We start from the raw sequence: 25,326 nt of genomic DNA, 5'->3' as shown, positions 1-25,326 counted from the left end.
CGTCGGCGGAAACCACCACCGTGTGCGACACCCCCGGGGTGTTCTCCACAAAGTTGGTGATCAACCAGTTCAGATTCTGCGCCGCCTGGCTCATCGGACTCAACTAACGCTCCTGCTGGTAGGTGGGGCCGGAACCCCGTTCGGTGCTGCCGGGTCCCCCGCCGGCCTGGCGGCCCTGCTGGATGCCGCGGCGGAGATTGGTCAGACGGCCGCGCACGTCACTGGGGGCGCGCGAGACCTGCGGACCGGTCGGCGTGGCCGACTGCTGCTGGGCGGTGCCTGCCACCAGGTTCGCACGGGGCACCCTGCGGGGCAGTCCCGAGGTGGTGACGCCGCCTGCGGCCGGCTGGCGCAGGCGCTCGGCCCGGCGCCAGCGCTCGTCGTTGGGCGAGGCCTGCCATTCGCCGGTCGAGGCGGTGTCGCCGACCTCGGCGCGCGCGGGGGTGCGCTGCGGCATCGCCGCCGGTGCGGCGGGTGCCGCGGAACGGGCCGGCAGCGGGGCCGGGGCGGGCTGCACCGGCTCCGGCTCGGGCTCGGGCGCGGTGTCGGCCGGGGCGGACCTGCGGGTCCTGGCCGAGAACCAACTGGTCTCCATCTCCTCGAATATCGGCGTGCGCACATCAGCGGTGGCCGTCGGGGCGATGGGGATGTCCAGCTCGGTGGTGTCGTCCCGGCGGGCCGGCGACGAGGAGACGGGCACCGGGTAGTTGCCGGTGTCGTACTGCTCCTGGCGGTTGCCGTAGGACTGGCCTTCATAGGAGTCCTGCTGGCTGCCGTAGGCGTCCTGCCGGTTGCCGTGGGACTCCTGGCGCTGCTGCGGCGGGGCGTCCTGGCGGGGCGCGCCGCTGGTGGCTCCGGTGAAGCCGGGACGGGTGAACTCGCCGGTGGCCTCGGGGTCCTCGTGCCCGCGGGGCACGTCGGCTCCGTTGCGGTCACGCTGGCCGGGTATCAGCTCCTCGCGGTTGCCCGCCCAACTGGGCCGCTGCTGCGGCTCGTTCGGCGCGCCACCCTGCGGGGGACGGCCGGCGGGCTGCTCGCGGGAGGGCAGTTCGCCCACCGGGCCGCCGCCGCGCGGCGGCAGCTGCGGCGGACGGCCGGCGGAGGCGTTGGCGGGCTGCGGCGGACCGCTCGGCGCGGGCGCCTGGCGGGGAGGCGCGGGCGGCTGCTGCGGGTGCGCGGAGGGCTGCTGCGGGGCGGAACGCGGCGGCATGCCGCCGGGACCGCGGCCGTTGCCACCGGGACCGCCGCCAGGGCCGCCACCGGGGCCGCGGTTGCCGCGGCCGTTGCCGCCCGGGCCGCCGGGCCCGTTGGCCGGGAGGGCCGGGCGCGGGGCGCTGCCGGGCACCTGGCCGCGAGTGGGGAGCGCGCCGAGCTTGCTGCCCGGGGAGCCGGAGCCCTGCGGCTCCCGCTTGAGCGTGGCCGAGGCCGGCGCCTGCGGGGCACCGGGCTTGCCCTTGGGGCCCTGGCCGGGGCCGTGGGCGACGTCGACGGGCAGCATGACCAGGGCGGTGGTGCCGCCCGAGTCCGAGGGCCGCAGCTGTATCCGGATGCCGTGCCGCAGCGAGAGGCGGCCGACCACGAACAGGCCCATGCGGCGGGACACCGAGACGTCCACGACCGGCGGGTTGGCCAGCCGGTCGTTGATCGCCGCCAGGTCCTCGGGCGAGAGGCCGATGCCGGTGTCGTGGATCTCGACCAGCACCCGGCCGTCGGGCAGGGCGTGACCGGTGACCTTGACCTTGGTCTGCGGCGAGGAGAACGAGGTGGCGTTCTCCAGCAGCTCGGCGAGCAGGTGCACGAGGTCGTTGACGACGCGGCCGGCGACCTCGGTCGACGGCACCGAGCTGAGTTCGATGCGCTCGTACTGCTCCACCTCGGAGGCGGCGGCGCGGAGCACGTCGACCAGCGGCACCGGGCGGGTCCAGCGGCGGCCCGGCTCCTCGCCGGCGAGGACCAGCAGGTTCTCACCGTTCCGGCGCATACGGGTCGCGAGGTGGTCCAGCTTGAACAGCGAGGACAGCTGGTCCGGGTCGGCCTCGCGGGACTCCAGTTCGGAGATCAGCGACAGCTGGCGCTGGATGAGGCCCTGGCTGCGGCGCGAGAGGTTGGTGAACATCGCGTTGACGTTGCCCCGCAGCAGCGCCTGGTCACCGGCGAGCCGGACGGCTTCGCGGTGGACGTCGTCGAACGCCGCGGCGACCTTTCCGATCTCGTCCCGGCTGTGCACACCGACCGACTCGACGGTGGTGTCCACCTCCTGCGGGTCGGTCTCGGAGAGCTGCTTGACCAGCTCGGGCAGCCGGTTGCGGGCGACGTCCTGGGCGGTGTCCTGGAGTCGGCGCAGCGAGCGGACCATGGACCGGGCCACGACGAAGGCGCCGACGAGCGAGATGCCGAGGACCAGCAGGATGATGGCACCGTTGATGAGCGCGTCCCGCTGGGCTTCGGCGCGCAGCTCGCGGGCCTGCTGCTCCATCTGCGTCAGCAGGGTCTTCTCGATCTTGGCCATCTCGTCGATCTTCGTACGGTCCTGGTCGTACCAGTCCATGTACGAACGGGTCTCCGCCTTGATGCCCTCGGGGCTCTTGAAGACCCGGGAGGCGTACTCGTTGGCGGAGGTGATGTTGACGATGCCGCCGTCGAGGGGCTGCGTCAGCTCGGTGGCCCGCTCCGGCCCGTAGATGACGTTGAAGCGGTTCATCGCGGCGCGTTCGTTCTCGTTCGCCGTCTTGCCGTAGCGCCGGTCGTTCTCGGAGAGCTTGGCGCCGTCCCGCGGGGCGAGGCCCGCGCTGATGACGGCCCGCTGCATGGAGGCGTACTCCTTGGCGGTGGAGAACGCGGCCAGGGCACGCGTGCTCCGGATCATCTCCGGGTTGCTGGTCGCCTGGGCCATGTCCTGCGACAGGGACAGCAGCGACTCGATCAGCTGGTTGTAGTCGCCGACGGTCTCGGCGATCGCGTCCGGGCTCTCGTAGGCCCGCTCGCGGATGTTCTTGATGGTGTTGAGCTGGCGGCCGATGTCGATGATCGTCGCCTGCACACCGGTGAGCAGTTCGTCACCGTCGGCGGTGAGGTCGCCGGTGGCCTCGTTGAAGGACTGCTTGGCCTTGTCCGTCTTCTCCCGCGGGCCGACGACGGTGTCGTCCTTGGCGTTGCCGTGGGCGGTGAGCGGACCGGCGGAGCGGTCGCGCTCCTCCTGGAGCGCGGCGGCCAGCTCGGTGGCCTGCTGCGTCATCTCGGTGAGCAGCTTCATGTTCTCGAGCTGCTCGACCTCCCCGGTCGCGTCGACGATCCGGAACGCGCCCAGGGTCGTCGCCGCCACCACGGGCAGGGCCAGCAGCGACACCAGGCGGGTGCTGATCCGCCAGTTGCGCAGAGCCAGCCGCGACCCCGGGCCCGTGGGTTCGGCGGGACCCGCGGGGCCGCCGGTGCCACCTTCCGGGTGCGCCACGGCACCGGAGCCGCTGTCGGCGTCGTGTGCTGCCGCCGGCGGACCGGTTTCCTGCGTGCGCTGGGGAGAGGAGCCGCGGTCGGTTGCCCCGCGCAGCTCCGGGTCCCCCGCAGCGCTGCCATCCCTCTTGAAACGTCCCTGCACTAGCGTCGCAACCTCTGGACCAGGCGCCTCCCCGCGTGAGCAGGAAGACGGTATTGAGTCGGGGAAATCCCCTGGGGCCACCCCGACGGTCGTGAGCGACCGGCGCATCTCGTCACCACCGCCGCGCGGCGCTGCTGTGCGCCCCCATACGCGCCGGCTGATGTACCTGCGGCGGTTCGAGAGATTCCAGCACAGTGCAGGATCTCCAACAAGGGCCGAGTGTCGAGCTGTGACATGTGTGACGCTGCGCTGGTACTGGGTGACGGGCCGTGAGATGCAACACCATACAAAACGGACTTCCGGCCGCGTGTCGGACAGGCGTGCGACACCCCATGGCGTCCGCCCCTAAGAGCGGAACGTGGGGTTCAGTCCTGTTTCACGGCGGTTCGTCCCCTGGCAGCCTCTCTCCGTTTTGCACCATTTGCCCGGCACCTGGTGAGGAAACTCACAGGTCCTCAATTGTCTGTATCGGCCACCGGACGGGAAAGCAGTTTTACTCTCGGCGTTTACATCACGTACGGAACAGACAAGAGGCCTACTCAGCGTGAAGACGACTTTGCTCATGCGCAGCACCGCCAACCCGGACCGCACGACGCTCGCGCATCTCACCGATGCCGCCGAACTGACCCGTGAGGAGGCCGAGCACCCGGCCGAGTTGCCCCCGGCCACCGCCAACCCGCGGCGCACCGTCCTGATGGACGCCCCCGTGGCCGGCTGACGGCGGTCAGGAGTTCGCCGCCCCCACCACCCGGGCGGCACGCGGACCTCACCCGGCCCGCGTCTCCGTACACCACAGCAGCCCCGCACATCCGGAACCGTCGGTTCCGAGATGTGCGGGGCTGCTGTGGTGCGCGGCCTGCTCTGCCTGTGGAGCCTGCCTCCCTGCGAGGCCGGCCCGGCGTGCGGAGCCTGCTTCGGACCGCACCTGCGTGCACCGGCTTGCGGCGGCGAACAAGGGGCGTGCGGAAGCGCGACAGTCGTGCAGGAGCGCGGCAGTGGACACCGCCGGACGGCGCGGCAGGTGCGCCCGGCACCCGAGGGCGGAGTCAGCGCCCGGCGCCTGAGGGCGGGGTCAGCCCTGCCAGCTGTGCGGGGCGCGGAAGCCGGGGGTGCGCTCCAGGCGCCGCCAGCCGGCGGTGCTGCGGCGCGGGCGGCCGGCCGGGCCGGCGCCGTGCTGGGCGGAGGCGGCGCGGGCCAGCAGCAGCGCGGTCACCGCGGCCACTTCCTCGTCGCTGGCCTCGCCCTTCTCGACCCGGACCAGGTTGGTGGTGTCAGCGGTACTCACAACGGGCTCCATCTGTTCGGTACAAGAGGTCACTGGGGCGGGTTGCCGTGCTTGCGCGACGGCAGGTCCGCGTGCTTCGTGCGCAGCATCGCGAGCGAGCGGATGAGCACCTCGCGCGTCTCGCTCGGGTCGATGACGTCGTCGACCAGGCCGCGCTCGGCGGCGTAGTAGGGGTGCATCAGCTCGGCCTTGTACTCCTTGACCATGCGGCTGCGCATGGCGTCGGAGTCGTCGGCGGCCGCGATCTGCTTGCGGAAGATGACGTTGGCGGCGCCCTCGGCGCCCATCACCGCGATCTCGTTGGTCGGCCAGGCGTAGGTGAGGTCCGCGCCAATGGACTGGGAGTCCATCACGATGTACGCACCGCCATACGCCTTTCGAAGTACCACTGAGATCCGCGGCACGGTGGCGTTGCAGTACGCGTACAGCAGCTTCGCCCCGTGCCGGATGATCCCGCCGTGCTCCTGGTCGACGCCGGGCAGGAACCCGGGCACGTCGAGCAGCGTGACGATGGGGATGTTGAAAGCATCGCACATCTGGACAAAACGTGCGGCCTTCTCGGAGGCTTCGATGTCGAGCACGCCGGCCAGGGACTGCGGCTGGTTGGCGACGATGCCCACCACCTGTCCGTCCAGCCGGGAGAGCGCGCAAAGGATGTTGGTGGCCCACCGCTCGTGGATCTCCAGGTAGTCGCCGTCGTCGACGAGCTCCTCGATGACCTTGCGCATGTCGTACGGCCGGTTGCCGTCGGCGGGGACCAGTTCGAGCAGCGAGTCCGAACGGCGGTCGGCCGGGTCCTCGGTCGCGGCCGTGGGCGGGTTCTCCCGGTTGTTCTGCGGGAGGAGGGACAACAGGTAGCGGACCTCCTCCAGACAGGTCTGCTCGTCGTCGTAGGCGAAGTGCGCCACCCCCGACGTGCCGGCGTGCACATCCGCACCACCCAGCCCGTTCTGCGAGATGTCCTCCCCCGTCACCGCCTTCACCACATCAGGACCCGTGATGAACATCTGCGACGTCTCCCGCACCATGAACACGAAATCCGTCAACGCCGGCGAATACGCCGCACCGCCCGCACACGGCCCCAACATCACCGAGATCTGCGGAATCACCCCCGACGCCCGCGTGTTCCGCTGGAAGATCCCCCCATACCCCGCAAGCGCCGACACCCCCTCCTGAATCCGCGCCCCCGCACCATCGTTCAGCGACACCAACGGCGCACCCGCCGCAATCGCCCGATCCATCAGCTTGTGGATCTTCTCCGCATGCGCCTCCCCCAACGCACCCCCGAAGATCCGAAAATCATGCGCATACACGAACACCGTCCGCCCATGCACCGTCCCCCACCCCGTCACCACACCGTCGGTGTACGGACGCCGTGCCTCCAGCCCGAACCCCGTCGCCCGATGCCGGCGAAGGGGCTCCAACTCGCGGAAGGAGCCCTCGTCCAGCAGCAGGTCGATCCGCTCACGCGCTGTCAGCTTGCCCTTCGCGTGCTGCGCCTCGGTGGCGCGCTCGCTGGGACCGCGCCGGACTTCCTCACGGATGGCGTGCAGCTCGGCGGTGCGTCCGCGTGCGTCGGTGGCCGTGGCTGAGGTCTGGGGCAGATCGGTCATGTATAGACCCTACGAAACCCCCGCCCACATCGCCGTGGTCAGATTCGTACAGTCTCTGCCCGGGATTCATGGCTGCGCTGGACAGAACCACCCCACCCAGCACGTGTCGAGCAGGGGATTCCTCAGAACCACCGGGTGACGCACTGTCGAACTCCTACAGGAGCACGCTGCCGCCCGATAAGCCGAGGCCAGCGCGGGCCGGACGGGCGACGTCCACTGCGGCTGTCACCACCGGATCGTCACACCCGACCCCTCCCCCCAGCGCCTGTCCCACCGGTTCCCCCGGTCCCACCGTCATAGAACGGCGCTCGATCACCTGAGGCCTTCCGGGTTCTCGTCCACTCTGCACTCGCAGCACACTGCCGACTTACCGAATCATTGTTTAGAGTGGTGCTCTAAACCAGGACGCCGGCGATCGACCGGGCGTGCCGGGTGAGACCTGGAGGAGGTGCGGCATGCGGCTCACACCGACCGAACGCGACCGGTTGCTGCTGTTCGGCGCCGCGGAACTGGCCCGCGCCCGGCGGGCCCGCGGACTGCTGCTCAACGTGCCCGAGGCGACGGCGCTGATCGCCGACACCGTGTGCGAGGCGGCCCGCGACGGGCTCCGGCTCGCCGACGCGATCCGTGCCGCCCGTGCCGTGCTCGGGCCGGAGGACGTACTGCCCGGGGTGGCCGAGATCGTCACCGAGGTTCACGTGGAGGCGGTGTTCGACGACGGTTCGCGACTCGCGGTGGTGCCCGAGCCGATCGCGGAGGCCGCCGCGGACGGGCCAGGCGCTGTTCTGCCGGGCCCGTCCGCACCCGCTCCGGAACCGGTCCTGACGCTCGACGTGCTGAACACCGCGACCGTGCCGGTCAGCGTCACCTCGCACTTCCACTTCTTCGAGGCCAACCCCCGGCTGCGCTTCGACCGGGCCGCCGCCTACGGCATGCGGCTGTGCGTGCCGGCCGGCTCCTCGCTGCGGTTCGGCCCCGGGGAGCAGGTCGCGGCCCCGCTGGTGCCGATCGGCGGCGACCGGATCGCGATCGGTTTCGCCGGACTGGTGGACGGCCCCCTGGACGCGCCGGGGGCCAGGGAGGAGGCGCTGCGCAGGGCGGCGGCCTGCGGATATCTCGGAGCGGAAGGAGCGGCACCATGAGCGGTACCCACGAGCAGGCGGCCGGTGACTACGCCGCCGTGCACGGCCCGCGGGCCGGCGACCGGGTGCGGCTGGGTGACAGCGGCCTGGTGGTCCGGGTGGAGTCCGACTCCCAGCGGCGCGGCGACGAGTTCCTGGCCGGCTTCGGCAAGACCGCGCGCGACGGGCTGCACCTGAAGGCTGCTGCCGTCCGCGAGACCTGCGACGTGGTCATCAGCAACGTGCTGGTGATCGACGCCGTGCAGGGCATCCGCAAGCTGTCCGTCGGGATCCGCGAGGGCCGTATCCACGCCGTCGGCCGGGCGGGCAACCCCGACACCCTGGACGGGGTGGACGTGGTGGTCGGCACCGGCACGACCATCGTCTCCGGCGAGGGGCTGATCGCCACCGCCGGTGCCGTGGACACCCATGTGCACCTGCTGTCGCCGCGGGTCATGGAGGCCTCGCTGGCCTCGGGGGTCACCACCGTCATCGGCCAGGAGTTCGGCCCCGTGTGGGGAGTGGGCGTCAACTCGCCGTGGGCGCTGCGGCACACCTTCGGCGCCTTCGACGCCTGGCCGGTCAACATCGGCTTCCTGGGGCGCGGCTCGTCCTCGGACGCGGCTCCGCTGGTGGAGGCGCTGGCCGAGGGCGGCGCCTGCGGTTTCAAGGTCCACGAGGACATGGGCGCCCACCGGCGCGCCCTGGACACGGCGCTGCGGACCGCGGAGGAGCACGACGTGCAGGTGGCCCTGCACAGCGACGGCCTCAACGAGTCGCTGGCCGTCGAGGACACCCTGGCGGTGCTGGACGGCCGCACGATCCACGCCTTCCACATCGAGGGCTGCGGCGGCGGCCACGTGCCGAACGTGCTGAAGATGGCCGGCGTGCCGAACGTGATCGGCTCCTCGACCAATCCCACGCTGCCGTTCGGCCGGGACGCCGTCGCCGAGCACTACGGCATGATCGTCTCCGTCCACGACCTGAAGACGGACCTGCCCGGTGACGCCGCGATGGCCCGGGACCGCATCCGCGCGGGCACCATGGGCGCCGAGGACGTGCTGCACGACTTGGGCGCCATCGGCATCACCTCCTCCGACGCGCAGGGCATGGGCCGGGCCGGGGAGACCGTCCGGCGCACCTTCCAGATGGCGGGCAAGCTGAAGGCCGAACGCGGCCCGCTGGAGGGCGACGGCCCGGACGACGACAACGCGCGGGTGCTGCGCTACATCGCCAAGCTGACGCTCAACCCGGCGCTGGCCCACGGCCTGGCGCACGAGGTGGGGTCCCTTGAGGTGGGCAAGCTCGCCGACGTCGTGCTGTGGAAGCCGGCCTTCTTCGGTGCGAAGCCGCAACTGGTGCTGAAGTCCGGCTACCCCGCGTACGGCGTCACCGGTGACCCCAACGCCGCCACCGACACCTGCGAACCGCTGGTGCTCGGACCGCAGTTCGGGGCGTTCGGGGCCGCGCCGGCGGAACTGTCGGTGGCCTTCGTCTCGCGGGCCGCCGCCGAGCAGGGCGGTGACCTGCTGCCCACCCGGCGCCGCCGGGTGGCGGTGCGCGGCACCCGCGGCATCGGCCCGGCGGACCTGGTGCACAACTCCCGCACCGGCCACGTAGACGTGGACGACCGCACCGGCCTGGTCACGCTCGACGACCGTCCATTGCGTTCCCGGCCGGCGGACAGCGTCTCGCTCAACCGCCTGTACTTCCTCTGACGGCCACGCCCCCTCCGAAGGGCCGCGTCCGGAAGCCACACCACCGCCCCTCTCCCCCACCACCACCGACACGTCCCGTGCCGGTCCGCACCCGAGGACTCCGCATGCCCGCACCCGCCGCGACCGCTTTCCACATGCCGCCCGAGTGGGCGCCGCACACCCGCACCTGGATGGCCTGGCCGGGCCCGAACCCGACCTTCGACTCCGCGGAGTCACTGGCCGACGCGCAGGCGGCGTGGGCGTCGGTGGCCCGAGCCGTGCGCCGCTTCGAGCCGGTCACCGTGCTGGCCTCCCCGGAGCAGGCCGCACACGCCCGGCGGCAGCTCGGCCCGGGCATCGAGGTGGCCGAACGCCCGCTGGACGACGCGTGGATGCGCGACATCGGCCCGACCTTCGTCACCGGCGGCGGGCGGCTCGCCGCCGTGGACTGGACGTTCAACGGCTGGGGCGCGCAGGACTGGGCCCGCTGGGGCCTGGACGCGGGTGTCGGCGGCGCCGTCGCCGCCCTGGCGGGAGCCGAGGCGCACCGCTCGGACCTGGTCAACGAGGGCGGCGGCATCCACGTCGACGGCGAGGGCACCGTGCTGCTGACCGAGACGGTCCAGCTCGACCCGGGCCGCAACCCGGGCTGGACACACGAGCGGGTCGAGGCCGAGATCCACCGTCGGCTCGGCACCCGCAAGGCGATCTGGCTGCCGCGCGGCCTGACCGCCGACTACGGCCCCTTCGGCACCCGCGGCCATGTGGACCTCGTCGCGGCGTTCGTCCGTCCCGGTGTGGTCGTCGCCCACGTGCAGCCCGATCCGGCGCACCCCGACCACGAGGTGTGCCGGGACACGGTGAAGCGGCTGCGGGCCGCCACCGACGCCCGGGGCCGGACCATCGAGGTCGTCGAACTGCCCGCGCCGACGGTGACCGAGGTCGACGGCGAACCGGTGGACTGGTCCTACGTCAACCACTACCTGTGCAACCGCGGCGTCGTGCTGTGCGGGTTCGGCGACCGGATGGACGAGCACAACGCCGGGATCTTCCGCCGTCTCTTCCCCGACCGTACGGTGACGCTGGTCGACGCGCGTACGATCTTCGCCGCGGGTGGCGGCATCCACTGCATCACCCAGCAGCAGCCGAGGATCACAGCGGCCTGAGGGCCGTCGCGGGCAGAAAGTCGCGGGGCAAGGGGAGGAGCCGGCCAGTGGCATCACGTACCGGGGCGGGCGGGCGCGCCCGGCGGCCGGCCCAGCCGCGCGAGCGGCTGCTCGCGGCGGCGATGGAGGCCATCGCCGACTCCGGCCTGGACCGCCTCACCATGGCGGGCCTCGGCCGGGAGGTCGGCATGAGCAGCGGCCACCTGCTGTACTACTTCAAGACCAAGGACGAGCTGCTGCTGCAGACCCTCCAGTGGAGCGAGGAGCGGCTCGGCGCGCAGCGCCGCGCAGCGCTGGCCCGGCGGACGCCGGTCCGCGAGCGGCTGGACGCGCTGGTCGACCTGTACCTGCCACAGGGGCCGCGCGACCCGGCGTGGGCGCTGTGGCTGGAGGTGTGGAACCGGTCGCTGTCCGCCGACGACGAGGTCCGCGCCCGGCAGCTGGAGCTGGAACTGGCCTGGCACCGGGACCTGGTGGCGCTGTTCGTGGAGGGAGCGGCACGCGGCGAGTTCCGGGCCGTGGACGCCGAGCGGTTCGCCACCCGCACCCGGGCGCTGCTGGACGGCTTCGGCACCCACCTGGTGGTGGGCCTGCCGGGCACGGACCGGGCCGCGGTGCTCGGCCATGTGCGGGACCACTTCGACGCGTCGCTGGCCCTGCCGCCCGCCCCCGCCGCCTGACCGGCGGACGGCGGTGCAGGCGGCAGGGGCCGCGCGGTTCACTCGGTGGGACGCAGCCCGGCCCGCAGCAGTCCGTAGGTGTAGGCGTCGTCGAGCGCCTGCCAGGACGCGGCGATGACGTTGTCCGCGACGCCGACGGTGGACCACTCCGAGGTGCCGTCGCTGGTGGAGATCAGCACCCGGGTGGTGGACTCGGTGCCGTGCTTGCCCTCCAGGATGCGCACCTTGTAGTCGACCAGCTCCAGCCGGGCCAGCTCGGGGAAGACCCGCTCCAGCGCCACCCGCAGCGCGCGGTCCAGCGCGTGCACGGGGCCGTTGCCCTCGCCGGTGGCCACCACCCGCTCGCCCTTGGCGCGCAGGCGCACGGTGGCCTCGTTGGCGTGGGTGCCGTCGGGGCGGTCCTCGACGATCGCCCGCCACGACTCCAGCCGGTAGAAGCGCGGCGCGTCGGCGTCGCTGCCCGGCTCGCGGTGCACCTCGTCGCGCAGCAGCAGTTCGAAGGAGGCGTCGGCGGCCTCGTAGGTGTAGCCCTTGAGTTCCTGCTCCTTCACCCGGGCGACGATGCGGCCGACCGCGTCCCGGTCGCCGGTCAGGTCGTAGCCGAGTTCCTTGCCCTTCAGCTCCACCGAGGCGCGTCCGGCCATGTCGGAGACGAGCATGCGCATGGAGTTGCCGACCTGCTCGGGGTCGATGTGCTGGTACAGGTCGGGGTCGACCTTGATCGCCGAGGCGTGCAGTCCGGCCTTGTGCGCGAAGGCGGAGAGGCCGACGTACGGCTGGTGGGTGGAGGGAGTGAGGTTGACGACCTCGGCGATGGCGTGCGAGATGCGGGTCATCTCCGGCAGCGCGGCCGGGGGCACCACGGTCCGGCCGTACTTCAGCTGGAGGGCCGCCACCACCGGGAACAGGTTGGCGTTGCCCACCCGCTCGCCGTAGCCGTTGGCGGTGCACTGGACGTGCGTGGCGCCCGCGTCGACCGCGGCCAGCGTGTTGGCGACGGCGCAGCCGGTGTCGTCCTGGGCGTGGATGCCGAGCCTGGCCCCGGTGTCGGCGAGTACCGTCCGCACCACCGCCTGGACCTGCGCGGGCAGCATGCCGCCGTTGGTGTCGCACAGCACCACGACGTCCGCGCCCGCCTCGTGCGCGGTGCGCACGACCTGCTTGGCGTATGCGGGGTTGGCCTGGTAGCCGTCGAAGAAGTGCTCGCAGTCGACGAAGACCCGGCGTCCCCGCTCGCGCAGATGGGCGACGGTGTCACGGACCATCGCGAGGTTCTCCTCCAGCGTGGTGCGCAGCGCCAGCTCCACGTGCCGGTCGTGCGACTTGGCGACCAGCGTGACCACGGGGGCGCCGGAGTCGGCGAGGGCCTGCACCTGCGGGTCGTCCTCGGCCCGCACCCCGGCCCGGCGGGTGGCGCCGAAGGCCACCAGCTGGGCGTTGCGGAAGGTGATCTCCGCCTTGGCGCGCTGGAAGAACTCGGTGTCCCGCGGGTTCGCGCCCGGCCAGCCCCCCTCGATGAAGCCCACGCCGAAGTCGTCCAGGTGGCGCGCGATGGTCAGCTTGTCCGACACGGAGAGGTTGATCCCCTCGCGCTGGGCGCCGTCGCGCAGCGTGGTGTCGAAGACGTGGAACGAGTCGTCGGGTGCGTCCGTGGTCATGCTGGTCAGACTCCTACAAGAAATGAGTGGATCCGGAACGAAGGGCTCCACTTGCCCCCATCATCGCGCGCGGCCCGCCTTCCGGCGCGGGTGGGCCGGAAAACGAAAAAACCCCTCGCGGATGCGAGAGGTCTGCGCGCGGGTCTGAGGCACGGTGCCCACTGCCGCCTGGGTTCCCGGGCGGTCAGCGGTCACTGCGGACCGGCGCGCTGTCACCAATAATCATGACCAGTGAGAGCACGCGGGAAGTCTGGCACAGGGTCGCCACCACTTCACCCTGCGTCTCAGGATTCGGACCCTTTCGGTGCGATACCGGCCGGTAACAGGTGAACGGGCCCCGTTCTCCCGGGCGGTCGCAACTGCCGGTGACTCTCGTCTCACCTCACCTGCCCACCCTTGCCTATGCAACAAGTTGCATAGCAGGCTGCCGGGTATGGCACTGGAGCACGCGATCCTCGTCTCCCTCCTGGAGCAGCCCGGGTCGGGGTACGAACTGGCCCGGCGCTTCGACCGGTCGATCGGCTACTTCTGGACGGCCACGCACCAGCAGATATACCGGGTGCTGAAGCGCATGGAGGCCGACGGGCTGATCGACGTGCGCGAGGTGCCGCAGGAGTCCCGGCCCGACAAGAAGGTGTACTCCGTCGCCGCCGCCGGGCGGGCGACGCTCACCGACTGGCTGCACGCGCCGGTGGAGCCGGAGAGCGTGCGGCACGACCTGGCGGTGAAGGTCCGCGGCGCGGCCTTCGACGACCCGGCGGAGCTGCACCGGCTGGTCGCCGAGGTGCGGCGGCACCACGCCGCGCACGCCGCACGGCTCGCCCGGTACCTCACCGGGGAGCGGCGGGACTTCCCCGCCGGACAGGACCTCACCGCCGGCGAGCAGCTCCAGCACGTGGTGCTGCGCGGCGGCATCGAGTACGAGCGCATGACGCTGGCCTGGCTGGACGACGTACTGGCCACCCTGCACCGGCTCGACACCGACGGCCCTGACCGCTCCCCCGGCGCCGACCGCACCGCCACCGGCTCTCACGACGCCGGTTCCTGACCTCCACGACGCACCGACCACCCACCCTCTCCAGGAAGGCGAACCGCATCATGGCGGACCCGCTGCTGTTCAACCCGCGCACCTACGACCCCGCCCACTTCGACCCGGAGACCCGGCGGCTGCTGCGCGCCACCGTCGACTGGTTCGAGGAGCGCGGCAAGCGCAAGCTGCTCAGCGACTACCGCGAACGTGCCTGGCTCAGCGACTTCCTGGAGTTCTCCACCAAGGAGAAGCTGTTCGCCACGTTCCTCACCCCGGCCGGTGAGGCGGCTGGGAGCGCCGACAAGCGCTGGGACACCGCCCGCATCGCCGCACTGAACGAGATCTTCGGCTTCTACGGCCTTGACTACTGGTACGCCTGGCAGGTGACGGTGCTCGGGCTCGGCCCGGTCTGGCAGAGCGACAACACCGCCGCCCGGTCGAGGGCCGCCGAACTACTCGATCAGGGTGAGGTGTTCGCCTTCGGCCTGTCGGAGAAGACGCACGGCGCCGACATCTACTCCACCGACATGGTGCTCGCCCCGGACGCCGACGGCGGGTTCCGCGCCAACGGTTCGAAGTACTACATCGGCAACGGCAACGCCGCCGGTCTGGTGTCGGTGTTCGGCCGCCGGGCCGACATGGAGGGCCCCGACGGCTACGTGTTCTTCGCCGCCGACAGCCGCCACCCCGCCTACGGCCTGGTCAAGAACGTCGTCGACTCCTCGAAGTACGTCAGCGAGTTCCGGCTGACCGACTACCCGGTGCGCGCCGAGGACGTGCTGCACACCGGGCAGGCCGCCTTCGACGCGGCGCTCAACACCGTCAACGTCGGCAAGTTCAACCTGTGCACGGCGTCCGTGGGCATCTGCGAGCACGCGATGTACGAGGCGGTCGCCCACGCCCACCACCGAGTCCTGTACGGCCGCCGGGTCACCGACTTCGCGCATGTGCGGCGTGAACTGACCGACGCCTACGTGCGGTTGGTCGGCATGAAGCTGTTCAGCGACCGGGCGGTGGACTACTTCCGCACCGCCGGACCCGAGGACCGCCGCTACCTGCTGTTCAACCCGATGACCAAGATGAAGGTGACCACCGAGGGCGAGAAGGTGATCGACCTCATGTGGGACGTCATCGCCGCCAAGGGCTTCGAGAAGGACACCTACTTCGCGCAGGCCGCCACCGAGATCCGCGGCCTGCCGAAGCTGGAGGGCACGGTCCACGTCAACCTGGCGCTCATCCTCAAGTTCATGGGCAACTACCTGCTCAACCCTGCCGAGTACGCGCCGGTGCCCACCCGACTGGACGCGGCCGACGACAACTTCCTCTTCCGGCAGGGTCCGACCCGCGGCCTGGGCTCGGTCCGCTTCCACGACTGGCGCACCGCCTACGACGCGCACGCCTCGGTGCCCAACGTCGCACGGTTCCGCGAACAGGCCGACGCGCTCTGCGAGTTCGTCACCACGGCGGCGCCGGACAAGGAGCAGAGCCGCGACCTGGACCTGCTGCTGGCCGTCGGCCAGCTGTTCGCGCTCGTGGTGCACGGCCAGCTGATCCTGGAGCAGGCGCAGTTGACCGGCCTGGACGAGGACGTGCTGGACGAGCTGTTCGGCATCCTGGTCCGCGACTTCTCCGCGCACGCCGTCGAGCTGCACGGCAAGGACTCGGCCACGCAGAAGCAGCAGCAGTGGGCGCTGGCCCAGGTCCGCCGCCCGGTGACCGACACCGAGCGCACCGCCCGCGTGTGGGCCCGGGTGGAGGCCCTCGCCGACGCCTACGAGATGCGCCCCTGACAGCCGGCCCGGCCGTCCGGCTCACCCCGGAGGGCAAGCGCCCCGCCGCCCGGACCGTGACGGTCCGGGCGGCGGGGCGTCTGCGGTGCGGCCGCGGGTGGCGGCTCAGACGACGCGGTGCAGCCAGCCGTGCGGGTCGGCGGCACGGCCGGTCTGGATGGCGAGCAGCGCCTCGCGCAGCCGCATGGTGATCTCACCGGGCTGCCCGTCGCCGATGGTCCACTGGGCGCGGGCGGACTTGACCGAGCCGACCGGGGTGATGGCCGCGGCGGTACCGCAGGCGAAGACCTCCGAGATCGAGCCGTCGGCGTTGCCGGCCTTCCAGTCGTCGGTGGACAGCCGGACCTCGGCGGTGCCGTAGCCCAGGTCGGCGGCGACACTCAGCAGGGAGTCCCGCGTGATGCCGGGCAGCAGCGTGCCGGTCAGTTCCGGGGTCACGATGGTGGCGTCCGCACCCGTGCCCCTCACGAAGTACAGGTTCATCCCGCCCATCTCCTCGACCCAGCGGTGCTCGACCGCGTCGAGCCAGACCACCTGCTCGCAGCCGTGGCGGGCGGCCTCGGCCTGGGCGACGAGGGAGGCCGCGTAGTTGCCGGCGCACTTGGCCTCGCCGGTGCCGCCGGCGGCGGCCCGCACGTACTCCTCGGACAGCCACACCGAGACCGGCTTCACGCCGCCGGGGAAGTAGGGGCCGGCCGGGGAGGCGATGACGATGAACAGGTACTCGTTGGCGGGCCGCACGCCGAGGCCCACCTCGGTGGCGAACATGAAGGGCCGCAGGTAGAGCGACTGCTCGCCGACGCCGGGCACCCACGCCAGGTCCTGCTTGACGAGCAGGTCGCACGCCTCGACGAAGGTCTGCTCCGGCAGCTCCGGCATGGCCAGGCGGCGGGCGGACCGCTGGAAGCGCCGGGCGTTGGCGTCCGGGCGGAAGAGGGCCACCGAGCCGTCGTCCTGCCGGAAGGCCTTGAGGCCCTCGAAGATGGCCTGGCCGTAGTGCAGCGTCATGTTCGCCGGGTCCAGCTGGAGCGGCGCGTACGGTTCGAGCTGGGCGTCGTGCCAGCCCCGCCCCTCGGTCCACCGGATGGTGACCATGTGGTCGGTGAAGTGCCGGCCGAAACCGGGGTCGGCCAGCGCCGCCTCGCGCTCGGCGTCGGCCAGCGGCCGGGAGGAGGGCTTCAGGTCGAAGGTGATGTCGGGGGTCGTCATGGGCGCGTCCTTACACTGATCGGCGTGGCGGACCGCACACGTACTGGGACGTCCGAGTTTCTCCTCGCACGGCGGCCCCGCGTCCGATTATCGCGCGTGGCATGCCGCGTCGAGGACACGGGTGGCGGCCTCTGGGGCAGATGGTCGCACCCAACCGCCGAGTAGCACAGCAGCCGGGCGCGGAGGCCCGGCGCTGTGCACGCGTCGGGCTAGCTCGCTACGCGTACCGCGAGCGCGTCACCGATCTGGTCGGTGGTGCGCGCGACCGCGGGGTCCCGCTCGGCGAGGTCCGCGGTGACGGCGTCCTCGATCCGGGTGGCCTCGGCCTCGAAGCCGAGGTGCCGCAGCAGCAGCGCGACGGAGAGCACCGTCGCGGTGGGGTCGGCCTTGCCGGTTCCGGCGATGTCCGGGGCGGAGCCGTGCACCGGCTCGAACATCGAGGGGAACTCCCCGGTCGGGTTGATGTTGCCCGAGGCGGCCAGGCCGATGCCGCCGCTGATGGCGGCGGCGAGGTCGGTGATGATGTCGCCGAACAGGTTGTCGGTGACGATCACGTCGAACCGCGCCGGGTCGTTGACCAGGAAGATCGTGGCGGCGTCGACGTGCAGGTAGTCGGTGGTGACGTCCGGGTACTCGGCGCCGACCCGGTCGAAGATGTTCTTCCACAGGTGGCCGGCGTAGACGAGCACGTTGTTCTTGTGGACGAGCGTCAGCTTGCGGCGCGGCCGTGCGTTGGCCCGCTCGTAGGCGTCCCGGACGACGCGCTCCACGCCGTACGCGGTGTTGAGGCTGACCTCGGTGGCCACCTCGGCGGGCGTGCCGGTGCGCAGGCTGCCGCCGTTGCCGACGTAGGGGCCCTCGGTGCCCTCGCGGACCACGACGAAGTCGATGTCGGGGCGGCCGGCCAGCGGGGTCGGCGTCTGCGGGAACAGCTTGGAGGGCCGCAGGTTCACGTAGTGGTCGAAGGCGAAGCGCAGCTTGAGCAGCAGCCCCCGCTCCAGCACGCCGGAGGGGACCGACGGGTCGCCGATGGCGCCCAGCAGGAGTGCGTCGTGGCCCTTGAGCTGTTCGAGCTCGGCATCGGGCAGGGTCTCCCCCGTCGCATGCCAGCGCTCGGCTCCGAGCCGGTACTCCTTGGTCTCCAGCTTGACGTCCTGCGGGAGGACCGCGGTCAGGACCTTGAGGCCCTGGGACACGACCTCCCGGCCGATGCCGTCGCCGGGGATCACTGCGAGATCGATGCTTCGCGTCATGCCGCGGACACTACTAGGACGTCCATGGGCTGATACAAGCCTTTCACCATGTGGACGGACGGGGGCGGCCTCCCCGTCCCGCCTCGGCAACGCGGGGGCGGGACGGGAGCGGCGCGCACATGCGAGCCCGGCGGTGTGGCGGCAGGGCGGGCGGATCAGTGCCCGGTGGCGCCGCCGTTGTCACGGCGGTCGAGGGCGCGCTGCAGGGCGGCGGCGGCCTTCTTGCGGTCGGTGTCGTCGGTGGCGGCGTGGCGGGCGCGACGGCGTGCGGTGGTCTCCATGGTGATGCTCCTTCAGCAGACAAACCCGGAAAGACAGCGGATTCATGCGTGCCGCAAGGGGCGGGGGCGAGCGGTGCGGCAGGGGTCACCTGCCGTGGCGCACCGCGCCTCATCCGCCGTTCGCTGGATGGAGCGAATCGTTCGGCTGCTACCAAGGTACGAGGGGTTCGCTGTAATGTCTCGCTAAATAGTTGGCCTTCCTACTATCTGAGACGAGAAGCGCTCGACCTGCGGTGGAGCACCGCGGCCGGCAGGGCCTGCGGGCGGGGTCCAGCCGTCAGACGGGCCATTGCCCGCCCGGCTGGGCGGCGGCGCGGTCCGCGGGCAGCCGGCCGAGCAGTCCGGGCAGCTCCGCCAGGCCGCCGATGCGCGGCGTCCAGGTGCCGCCCGTGCCGAGCCGGTCCAGCCAGACGCCGGTGAGGCCGGCGGCGCGCGCGCCCTGGGCGTCCGTGACGAGCTGGTCCCCCACGTAGACGACCTCCTCCGGCGGCAGTCCCATCGCCTCACAGGCCGCTGCGAACGCCCCCGGATCGGGTTTGGCGCAGCGCAGGTCCTCCGCGCAGACCAGCACCTCGAAGCGGTCGCGCACGCCCAGGGTGCGCAGCTTGCGGTCCTGGTTGCGGGTGGAGGAGTTGGACAGCACCCCGTGCCGGTAGCCGTCGGCCAGCGCGTCCAGCACCGGCAGCACGTCGGGGAAGAGCGCCCACTCGGCCTCGTAGCGTGCCACGTAGCGCCCGAACCACTCGTCGGCCTCGGCGTCGGCCAGGTCCAGGCCGGCCACACCGCGGGCCCGCTCCCTGCGGTGCCCGAGGAAGTCCAGCTCACCCGCGAGGAACCGGGCGAACGCCTGCTCCATCACGGCCCGCCAGTGCTCCAGTGCGGCCTCCGGCGTGCCGTAGCCGTCGAGCAGGCCCTCGGCGGCCAGGTGGCCCAGCGCCGCGAGCCGGTCCGCGCCGGTGTAGTCGAAGAGGGTGTCGTCCACGTCCCAGAGCACCGCCCGAATGCGCATGGCCGCCGTCCGCCTTTCCGTCCCGCGGCCGACCGCGGCCCGAAAACCGCGTGCCGCCCCGCGCCCGCTGTGGTCGTACGCACCATCGTGGACCATACGAGGCACGATCGGCACGGCAGGGAGCTCACCCTGCACCAGGTGACCGCGGACGGCTGGCGGGCAGTGGCCGACGTGGCGCCGTTCGACGAGCAGCGGGAGTTCGTCGCCGCCCTGGCGGCCCGCTACCTGCTGCTGTCCCTGTACGGGGGGCGAGTGGCACTCGCTGGCCGTGCACGCCGGGGGCGAGACCGTGGGCCACGCCATGTGGGCCCGCGACGAACACGGGCAGCGGCCTGGGCGTGGACGCGCGGCTGCCGGCGCCGCGTCGTCAGGGGAGGGAGGACGCGGCGCCGGCAGCGGTCCGGCGGCGGGTGGCCGGCCGCGGGGAACGGCCGGCCACCCGGGGCGGGGTCAGCCCATGTGCGGGTAGCGGTAGTCGGTCGGCGCGACCTGCGTCTCCTTGATGGCCCGCGGCGACACCCAGCGCTGCAGGTTGAACTTCGAACCCGCCTTGTCGTTGGTGCCGGACGCGCGACCGCCGCCGAAGGGCTGCTGACCGACGATGGAGCCGGTCGGGCGGTCGTTGAGGTAGAAGTTGCCCGCGGCGAACCGCAGCTTCTCCGAGGCCGCGGCGAGGACCTGCCGGTCCTTCGCGAGCACCGCGCCGGTCAGCGCGTACGCCGAGACCGACTCCATCTGCTCGACGACCGCGTCGAAGTCGCCGTCCTCGTAGACGTGCACGGCGATGATCGGGCCGAAGTACTCGGTGCGGAACACCTCGTTCTCCGGGTCGGAGCAGGCGATCACCGTCGGACGGACGAAGTAGCCCACCGAGTCGTCGCAGGTCCCGCCGGCGACGATCTCGCAGGTGGGGTCCTCCTTGGCCCGGTCGATGGCGGCCTTGCTCTTGGCGAACGCCCGGTCGTCGATGACGGCGCCCATGAAGTTCGACAGGTCGCTGACGTCACCCATGGTCAGTCCCTCGACCTCAGCTGCCAGGTCGTCCTTCAGTCCGCCGTCCCAGAGGGACCGGGCGATGTAGGCGCGCGACGCGGCCGAGCACTTCTGGCCCTGGTACTCGAAGGCGCCCCGCACGATCGCGGTCTTCAGGATCGCCGGGTCGGCGGTCGGGTGCGCGACGATGAAGTCCTTGCCGCCCGTCTCACCGACGATGCGCGGGTAGGAGCGGTACCGCTCGATGTTGTTGCCGACCTCCTTCCACAGGTACTGGAAGGTGGCGGTGGAACCGGTGAAGTGCACGCCGGCCAGCTCCGGGTGCGGCAGCGCCACCTCGGAGACCTCCTTGCCGTCGCCCGTCACCAGGTTGATGACGCCCTTGGGCAGGCCGGCCTCCTCCAGCAGCTCCATGAGCAGCACCGCGGAGTGCGTCTGCGTCGGTGAGGGCTTCCACACCACGACGTTGCCCAGCAGCGCGGGCGCGGTCGGCAGGTTGCCGGCGATGGCGGTGAAGTTGAAGGGGGTGATCGCGTAGACGAAGCCCTCCAGCGGACGGTGGTCCATCCGGTTCCACACGCCCTTCGGCTGGATCGGGGGCTGCTCGGTGAGCAGCTCCCGCGCGAAGTGCACGTTGAAGCGCCAGAAGTCGACCAGCTCGCAGGGCGCGTCGATCTCGGCCTGCTGGGCGGTCTTGGACTGGCCCAGCATGGTGGAGGCGGCGATGGTCTCGCGCCACGGGCCGGCCAGCAGCTCGGCGGCCTTCAGGATGATCGCGGCGCGGTCGTCGAACGACATCGCACGCCACGCCGGGGCGGCGGCCAGCGCGGCGTCGATCGCGTCCTGCGCGTCGGCGCGGGTGGCGTTGGCGTAGGTGCCCAGCACCGAGGCGTGCTGGTGCGGCTGCACGACGGTGAAGCGCTCACCGCCGCCCATGCGCTTCTCGCCGTTGATCGTCATCGGCAGGTCGACGGGGTTGTCCGCCAGTTCCTTCAGCTTGGCCTCGAGCCGGGCGCGCTCCGGGCTGCCGGGCGCGTAGCCGTGCACCGGCTCGTTGTACGGGGCGGGTACCTGGGTCACAGCGTCCATGGCGGCCGTGTCTCCTTCTGGGTCGGGGAGGTGAGGTCGGTGTTTTCTCTTGTCGGCAGCGCGGCAGCGCGGCAGCGCGGCAGCGCGGCAGCGCGGCAGCGCGGCAGCGCGGCAGCGCGGCAGCGCGGCGGTCAGCCGCGGGTCGCGAGCGAGCGCAGGAAGAAGGCCAGGTTGGCCGGGCGCTCGGCGAGGCGCCGCATGAAGTAGCCGTACCAGTCGGTGCCGTACGGCACGTAGACGCGCATGCGGTGCCCGTCGGCGACCAGCCGCCGCTGCTCGGCCTCCCGGATGCCGTAGAGCATCTGGAACTCGTACTCGTCCTGCTTGCGACCGTAGCGGCCGGCGAGCTCCTGTGTGATGGCGACCATGCGCGGATCGTGCGAGCCGATCATCGGATAGCCCTTGCCCGCCATGAGGATCTTCAGGCAGCGCACATAGGCCCGGTCGACGTCCCGCTTGTCCTGGAAGGCGACGTCCGCGGGCTCCTTGTAGGCGCCCTTCACGAGCCGCACGCGCGACCCGGCGCCGGCCAGCGCCCGGCAGTCGTCCTCGGTGCGGAACAGGTAGGACTGGACGACGGCGCCGGTCTGCGGGAAACGGGTGCGCAGCTGCGCCAGCACGGCGAGCGTGGAGTCGACCGTGGTGTGGTCCTCCATGTCGAGCGTGACGGTGGTCCCGGCCTCGGCGGCGGCCTCCACCACCGGCAGCACGTTCTCGTAGGCGAGGTCGTGCCCACCGGGCAGGGCCTGGCCGAAGGCGGACAGCTTCACCGACATCTCGGCCCGGTCACCGAGGCCCTCGGCGCTCAGCGCCTCGGTGAGCGCCAGGTAGGCGTCGCGGTTCCGGCGGGCCTCGGCCCGGTCGGTGATGTCCTCGCCCAGGTGGTCGAGGGTGACGTCGAGCCCGCGGGCGGTGAGGGACCGCACGGCGGCCATGGACGCGTCGAGCCGCTCGCCTGCGACGAACCGGTTCACCACGGGGCGGGTGACCGGTGCGGCCGAGACGATACGGCGGATGCTGTCGCTGCGCGCGGCGGCGAGAAGCACGGGACCCAGCACGGGCACCTCCACGGGACGGTTCGTTGAACGGCAAGGTGAGCCACCGTGAAACCTAAGGATCGCGCCGGTGCGCTGCCATCGACAGCTGTCACGGGTCCGTGTCCCGGATCTCAGACATCTGTATGAGAATGCTGTAGGACAATGGCAGCGGAGACCTGCGGCGGGCAGGGCGCTGGAGCACGGAGGCGACACGGTCGATGCGGGAGGACTACCAGGAGCTGATCGACGAGGTGTCGGCCCTGCTCGGCACCCCCGCCACCCTGGAGAACCGCGACTTCGGGCTGATCGCGTTCGGCGCCCACGAGAGCGCCGGCGACGACGCCGACCTCGTCATGGACCCGGTGCGCACCCGCTCGATCATGCAGCGGCGGTCCACCGCGGCGGTGCGCGAGTGGTTCGAGGGCTTCGGCATCACCCGGGCCACCGGGCCGGTGCGCATCCCGCCGGACCCGTCGGCCGGAGTGGTGAAGGGCCGGATCTGCCTGCCGGTCCGGCACGGCGGTGTGGTCTACGGCTACGTCTGGCTGCTGGACGACGGCGCCCGGCCGCTCGACGACCCCCGGCTGGCCGAGGCGATGGCCGGCGCCGCCCGGATCGGCGCGCTGCTCGCCGCCGAGGCCCGGGCCGGTGCCCGGCTGGGCGAGCTGCTGCGGGCCGCGCTCACGGCCGCCGCCCGGGACGCGGACGCCGCAGCCGCCGAACTGTCCGCGGCACTCGGCGGCGCGGAGACGTGGCCGCTGGCACTCGTCGCCGTGGCGCCCTGGCAGGAGGGCGAGGAGCGGGAGGGCGCCCTCGGCCCCGGTCAGGACACCGCGCAGGCCGGCATGCCGAACGTGCCGGTGCTGAGCGCCCTGCCCGCCCGGCACGGCCACCCGACCGCACTCGCCGCGGTGGTGCGGCTGCGCTCGGCCGCGTCCGCCGAGTCGGCCCGCGCAGCCGCGGAGCGGCTGCTGCGCTCGCCGCGGGCCGGTGGCCCGGCCGGCACGGCCGCGCCGGCGGCCGGCGTCAGCGACGTCCGGCACGGCCTCGACGGCCTGCGGGAGGCCTGGTCGCAGGCGCTCGCCGCCGCCCGCGCGGCCCGCGCGGAAACCCGGCTGGGCCCGGTCGCCCGCTGGGGCGACCTCGGCGCGCACCGGCTGCTGACCGCGCTGCCGGCGCCGGTGCGCGCCGACCCGGCCGTGCGCGTGCTGCTGGAACCCGGCCACCGCGAGATGGCCCGCACCGCGGAGGTCTTCCTCGACCACGCGGGCCAGGCCGGCCGCACCGCGGCGGCCCTGGGCATCCACCGCCAGACGCTCTACTACCGGCTGTCCCGCGTCGAGCAGCTCACCGGCCTCGACCTGGACGAGGGCACCGACCGCCTGCTGCTGCACATGGCCCTGAAGTCAGCCCGGCTGTGAGCGGTGCCGGCCCGACAGCGCCGGAGCGCCCCGCTCCGACACCGCCGTGGCACCACCGGCACCTCCTCAGAGGTGACGGGCCGCCGACGTGTGCGTCCAGTGCCAGTTGACGGGTGACCACTCCCCCTTCAGGGCGGTGCGCTGCCTGGCGAAGGTGCGCAGTGCCTGCTCGACGGAGGAGGCGAGGTCGCCGAGATCGTCCGGAGCGGGTATGCACAGGACGAGGTGCTGCTTGCGGTGGACCAGCAGAAGGTCACCGGCGGGCGAGCAGGCGGTGAGGGTGAAGCGGGTCAGCGGCGTGAACGCCTTGTTCTGCGTGTCGAGCCTGGCGCGGAGAACCCCGTCCCTGCCCCAGGCGTACAGCCCGTAGCGGTTGAGGTGGAAGGCGCGGCCTCGCCGCGGGTCGGCGGCCACGGCGAAGCAGGAGCCGGTGAACGGCGAGTCGTTCCACTCGTGCAGCCCCTGGAGCCGGCCCGTCATCTCACCCTGGCCGTTGACGAGAGCGAAGGCGAACGGCTGTCCGCGGCTGCCGCTGCGGAAGGTCCGGGCGAAGAACGGGACGACGAACAGGTCCTCGGCCAGCGGCACCGGGCGCCCGAGCCGGGAGTCGTCCCACGCGTACGAGGTCTCGCCGGTCACCCTTTCGGTCAGCGCCGGCCGGGGACGGTTCTCCAGGTCGACCGGCCGGCCCCGGTACCGGACGTGGGCGCGCGGGGCGCCGTCGCTCTTCCGGGCGGGGCCGAGCACGGCGAGCGCTTCGATCGCAGGCTTGGACGTGGACGTCAGAGCACCGTCGGCCACGCCCACGAGGTTCAGGATCTGGATACTGCGGTCCCACACCCCGTACTCCGTCGTGGCGCACAGCAGGCGGCCCGACGGTGTGACGCTGATCGAACTGGCGAAGGCGTCGTCCGGCGAGACTTCCTCGAAGGGGCGCCGCGCCCTGCCCTCGTACCCGGCGACCACCCGGTTCAGGTCGGGCGTGATCAGCGTGGTGGAGTCCGGGTCGCCGCTTACCGCCAGGGTGCCGTCCGGCAGCACGCACAGCGTCATGTCGCTGCCGTTCAGCACGGCCGAGGCGTTGCCCTCGCTGTCCGGGGCGCAGCACACCGCGCTCGCCAGCAGCTCACCCCCCGCCGAGTAGCGGGCGATGAGCCGGTACCCGAAGTTCGCCTTCGCCGGGTCGGGTTCGTCACGCGCCACTCCGTGGGTGTGTCGGTACACGAGGTACAGCGCGTACACCTCGCCGTTCGGCGCGCCCACGACGTCGCTCGCCTCAACACCCCAGCCCGTGGAGTACAGGGCCGACAGGTCGATGCGGTGCAGGTCCACCAGCGAGGCCGGGAGGGCCAGTGGAAGCGTCTGGATCATGTCCGCCATTCTGCGGCCGGCCACGGAC

The 25,326-nt window shown here is 72.2% G+C and carries 19 protein-coding genes and 1 pseudogene; 8 read left to right on the top strand and 12 right to left on the bottom strand.

Translation table 11 applies throughout. From position 1 onward, the window contains the following. A pseudogene (locus QNO07_RS22255) lies at positions 1-103 on the bottom strand (roadblock/LC7 domain-containing protein); the annotation flags it as partial. Next, a complete protein-coding gene (locus tag QNO07_RS22250; RefSeq protein WP_283994030.1) occupies positions 104-3,595 on the bottom strand; it encodes a nitrate- and nitrite sensing domain-containing protein in 3,492 nt (1,163 codons plus the stop codon). A gap of 544 nt (positions 3,596-4,139) precedes the next feature. On the opposite strand from QNO07_RS22250, the gene QNO07_RS22245 reads away from it, so the two are divergent. Further along, the gene (locus tag QNO07_RS22245; protein ID WP_283994028.1) at positions 4,140-4,313 is read left to right on the top strand and encodes a hypothetical protein; all 174 of its coding nucleotides are present in this window, start codon (positions 4,140-4,142) and stop codon (positions 4,311-4,313) included. A 354-nt stretch (positions 4,314-4,667) separates the two neighbouring features. Here QNO07_RS22245 and QNO07_RS22240 read toward each other — a convergent pair whose 3' ends face one another. After that, on the bottom strand, positions 4,668-4,892 hold the full coding sequence (locus tag QNO07_RS22240; RefSeq protein ID WP_283994027.1) for an acyl-CoA carboxylase epsilon subunit: 225 nt from the start codon (positions 4,890-4,892) through the stop codon (positions 4,668-4,670). A 17-nt stretch (positions 4,893-4,909) separates the two neighbouring features. Next, the gene (locus QNO07_RS22235; protein ID WP_283994026.1) at positions 4,910-6,493 is read right to left on the bottom strand and encodes an acyl-CoA carboxylase subunit beta; all 1,584 of its coding nucleotides are present in this window, start codon (positions 6,491-6,493) and stop codon (positions 4,910-4,912) included. A 455-nt stretch (positions 6,494-6,948) separates the two neighbouring features. Here QNO07_RS22235 and ureA point away from each other — a divergent pair, with 455 nt between their 5' ends. From ureA to QNO07_RS22215, 4 genes are all read left to right on the top strand, one after another. Beyond that, positions 6,949-7,635 (top strand): urease subunit gamma, encoded by a 687-nt coding sequence (gene ureA / locus QNO07_RS22230; protein WP_283994025.1) that lies wholly within the window; start codon positions 6,949-6,951, stop codon positions 7,633-7,635. Then, positions 7,632-9,332 (top strand): urease subunit alpha, encoded by a 1,701-nt coding sequence (locus QNO07_RS22225; RefSeq protein ID WP_283994024.1) that lies wholly within the window; start codon positions 7,632-7,634, stop codon positions 9,330-9,332. The genes ureA and QNO07_RS22225 overlap by 4 nt, the downstream gene beginning before the upstream one ends. Before the next feature lie 104 nt (positions 9,333-9,436). After that, the gene (locus tag QNO07_RS22220; protein WP_283994023.1) at positions 9,437-10,477 is read left to right on the top strand and encodes an agmatine deiminase family protein; all 1,041 of its coding nucleotides are present in this window, start codon (positions 9,437-9,439) and stop codon (positions 10,475-10,477) included. 47 nt (positions 10,478-10,524) lie between these two features. Then, positions 10,525-11,157: a TetR/AcrR family transcriptional regulator gene (locus tag QNO07_RS22215; protein WP_283994021.1), complete on the top strand. Its 633-nt coding sequence runs from the start codon at positions 10,525-10,527 to the stop codon at positions 11,155-11,157. A 38-nt stretch (positions 11,158-11,195) separates the two neighbouring features. On the opposite strand, the gene cimA is transcribed toward QNO07_RS22215, so the two are convergent. After that, complete coding sequence (cimA, locus tag QNO07_RS22210; RefSeq protein WP_283994020.1) at positions 11,196-12,815, bottom strand: citramalate synthase; 1,620 nt, start codon at positions 12,813-12,815, stop codon at positions 11,196-11,198. A 433-nt stretch (positions 12,816-13,248) separates the two neighbouring features. On the opposite strand from cimA, the gene QNO07_RS22205 reads away from it, so the two are divergent. Both QNO07_RS22205 and QNO07_RS22200 read left to right on the top strand, forming a co-directional pair. Beyond that, the gene (locus QNO07_RS22205; RefSeq protein WP_283994019.1) at positions 13,249-13,863 is read left to right on the top strand and encodes a PadR family transcriptional regulator; all 615 of its coding nucleotides are present in this window, start codon (positions 13,249-13,251) and stop codon (positions 13,861-13,863) included. Positions 13,864-13,913: 50 nt separating this feature from the next. Continuing rightward, positions 13,914-15,635 carry an acyl-CoA dehydrogenase family protein gene (locus tag QNO07_RS22200; RefSeq protein WP_283994018.1) on the top strand — a complete coding sequence of 574 codons (1,722 nt, stop codon included), beginning with the start codon at positions 13,914-13,916 and terminating at the stop codon, positions 15,633-15,635. Positions 15,636-15,740: 105 nt separating this feature from the next. Here the strand turns inward: QNO07_RS22200 and QNO07_RS22195 are convergent, their stop codons facing one another. The 6 genes from QNO07_RS22195 to QNO07_RS22165 all read right to left on the bottom strand — a co-directional run bounded on the left by QNO07_RS22195 (position 15,741) and on the right by QNO07_RS22165 (position 22,527). After that, the gene (locus QNO07_RS22195) at positions 15,741-16,844 is read right to left on the bottom strand and encodes a branched-chain amino acid aminotransferase (RefSeq protein WP_283994017.1); all 1,104 of its coding nucleotides are present in this window, start codon (positions 16,842-16,844) and stop codon (positions 15,741-15,743) included. A gap of 209 nt (positions 16,845-17,053) precedes the next feature. Continuing rightward, positions 17,054-18,097, bottom strand: coding sequence for a 3-isopropylmalate dehydrogenase (locus tag QNO07_RS22190; RefSeq protein ID WP_283994016.1), 1,044 nt, complete (start codon positions 18,095-18,097; stop codon positions 17,054-17,056). A 155-nt stretch (positions 18,098-18,252) separates the two neighbouring features. After that, positions 18,253-18,378 carry a hypothetical protein gene (locus QNO07_RS22185; RefSeq protein WP_283994015.1) on the bottom strand — a complete coding sequence of 42 codons (126 nt, stop codon included), beginning with the start codon at positions 18,376-18,378 and terminating at the stop codon, positions 18,253-18,255. A gap of 277 nt (positions 18,379-18,655) precedes the next feature. Next, the gene (locus QNO07_RS22180; protein ID WP_283994014.1) at positions 18,656-19,387 is read right to left on the bottom strand and encodes an HAD family hydrolase; all 732 of its coding nucleotides are present in this window, start codon (positions 19,385-19,387) and stop codon (positions 18,656-18,658) included. Positions 19,388-19,837: 450 nt separating this feature from the next. Continuing rightward, positions 19,838-21,469, bottom strand: a complete 1,632-nt coding sequence (pruA, locus tag QNO07_RS22170) for an L-glutamate gamma-semialdehyde dehydrogenase (RefSeq protein WP_283994013.1) — start codon at positions 21,467-21,469, stop codon at positions 19,838-19,840. A gap of 131 nt (positions 21,470-21,600) precedes the next feature. Continuing rightward, on the bottom strand, positions 21,601-22,527 hold the full coding sequence (locus QNO07_RS22165; RefSeq protein WP_283994012.1) for a proline dehydrogenase family protein: 927 nt from the start codon (positions 22,525-22,527) through the stop codon (positions 21,601-21,603). A 197-nt stretch (positions 22,528-22,724) separates the two neighbouring features. Between QNO07_RS22165 and QNO07_RS22160 the strand changes: the two genes are divergently transcribed. After that, entirely contained in the window at positions 22,725-23,927 is a 1,203-nt protein-coding gene (locus QNO07_RS22160) for a PucR family transcriptional regulator (protein WP_283994011.1), read from the top strand. 66 nt (positions 23,928-23,993) lie between these two features. On the opposite strand, the gene QNO07_RS22155 is transcribed toward QNO07_RS22160, so the two are convergent. Beyond that, the gene (locus tag QNO07_RS22155) at positions 23,994-25,298 is read right to left on the bottom strand and encodes a PDDEXK family nuclease (RefSeq protein WP_283994010.1); all 1,305 of its coding nucleotides are present in this window, start codon (positions 25,296-25,298) and stop codon (positions 23,994-23,996) included. Positions 25,299-25,326: the final 28 nt, after the last annotated feature.

The organism is Streptomyces sp. 549, from assembly GCF_030124175.1.
Lineage (GTDB): Bacteria > Actinomycetota > Actinomycetes > Streptomycetales > Streptomycetaceae > Streptomyces.
Note: the sequence above shows the minus strand (reverse complement) of the source record. Positions and strands in the feature narration are given on the sequence as shown.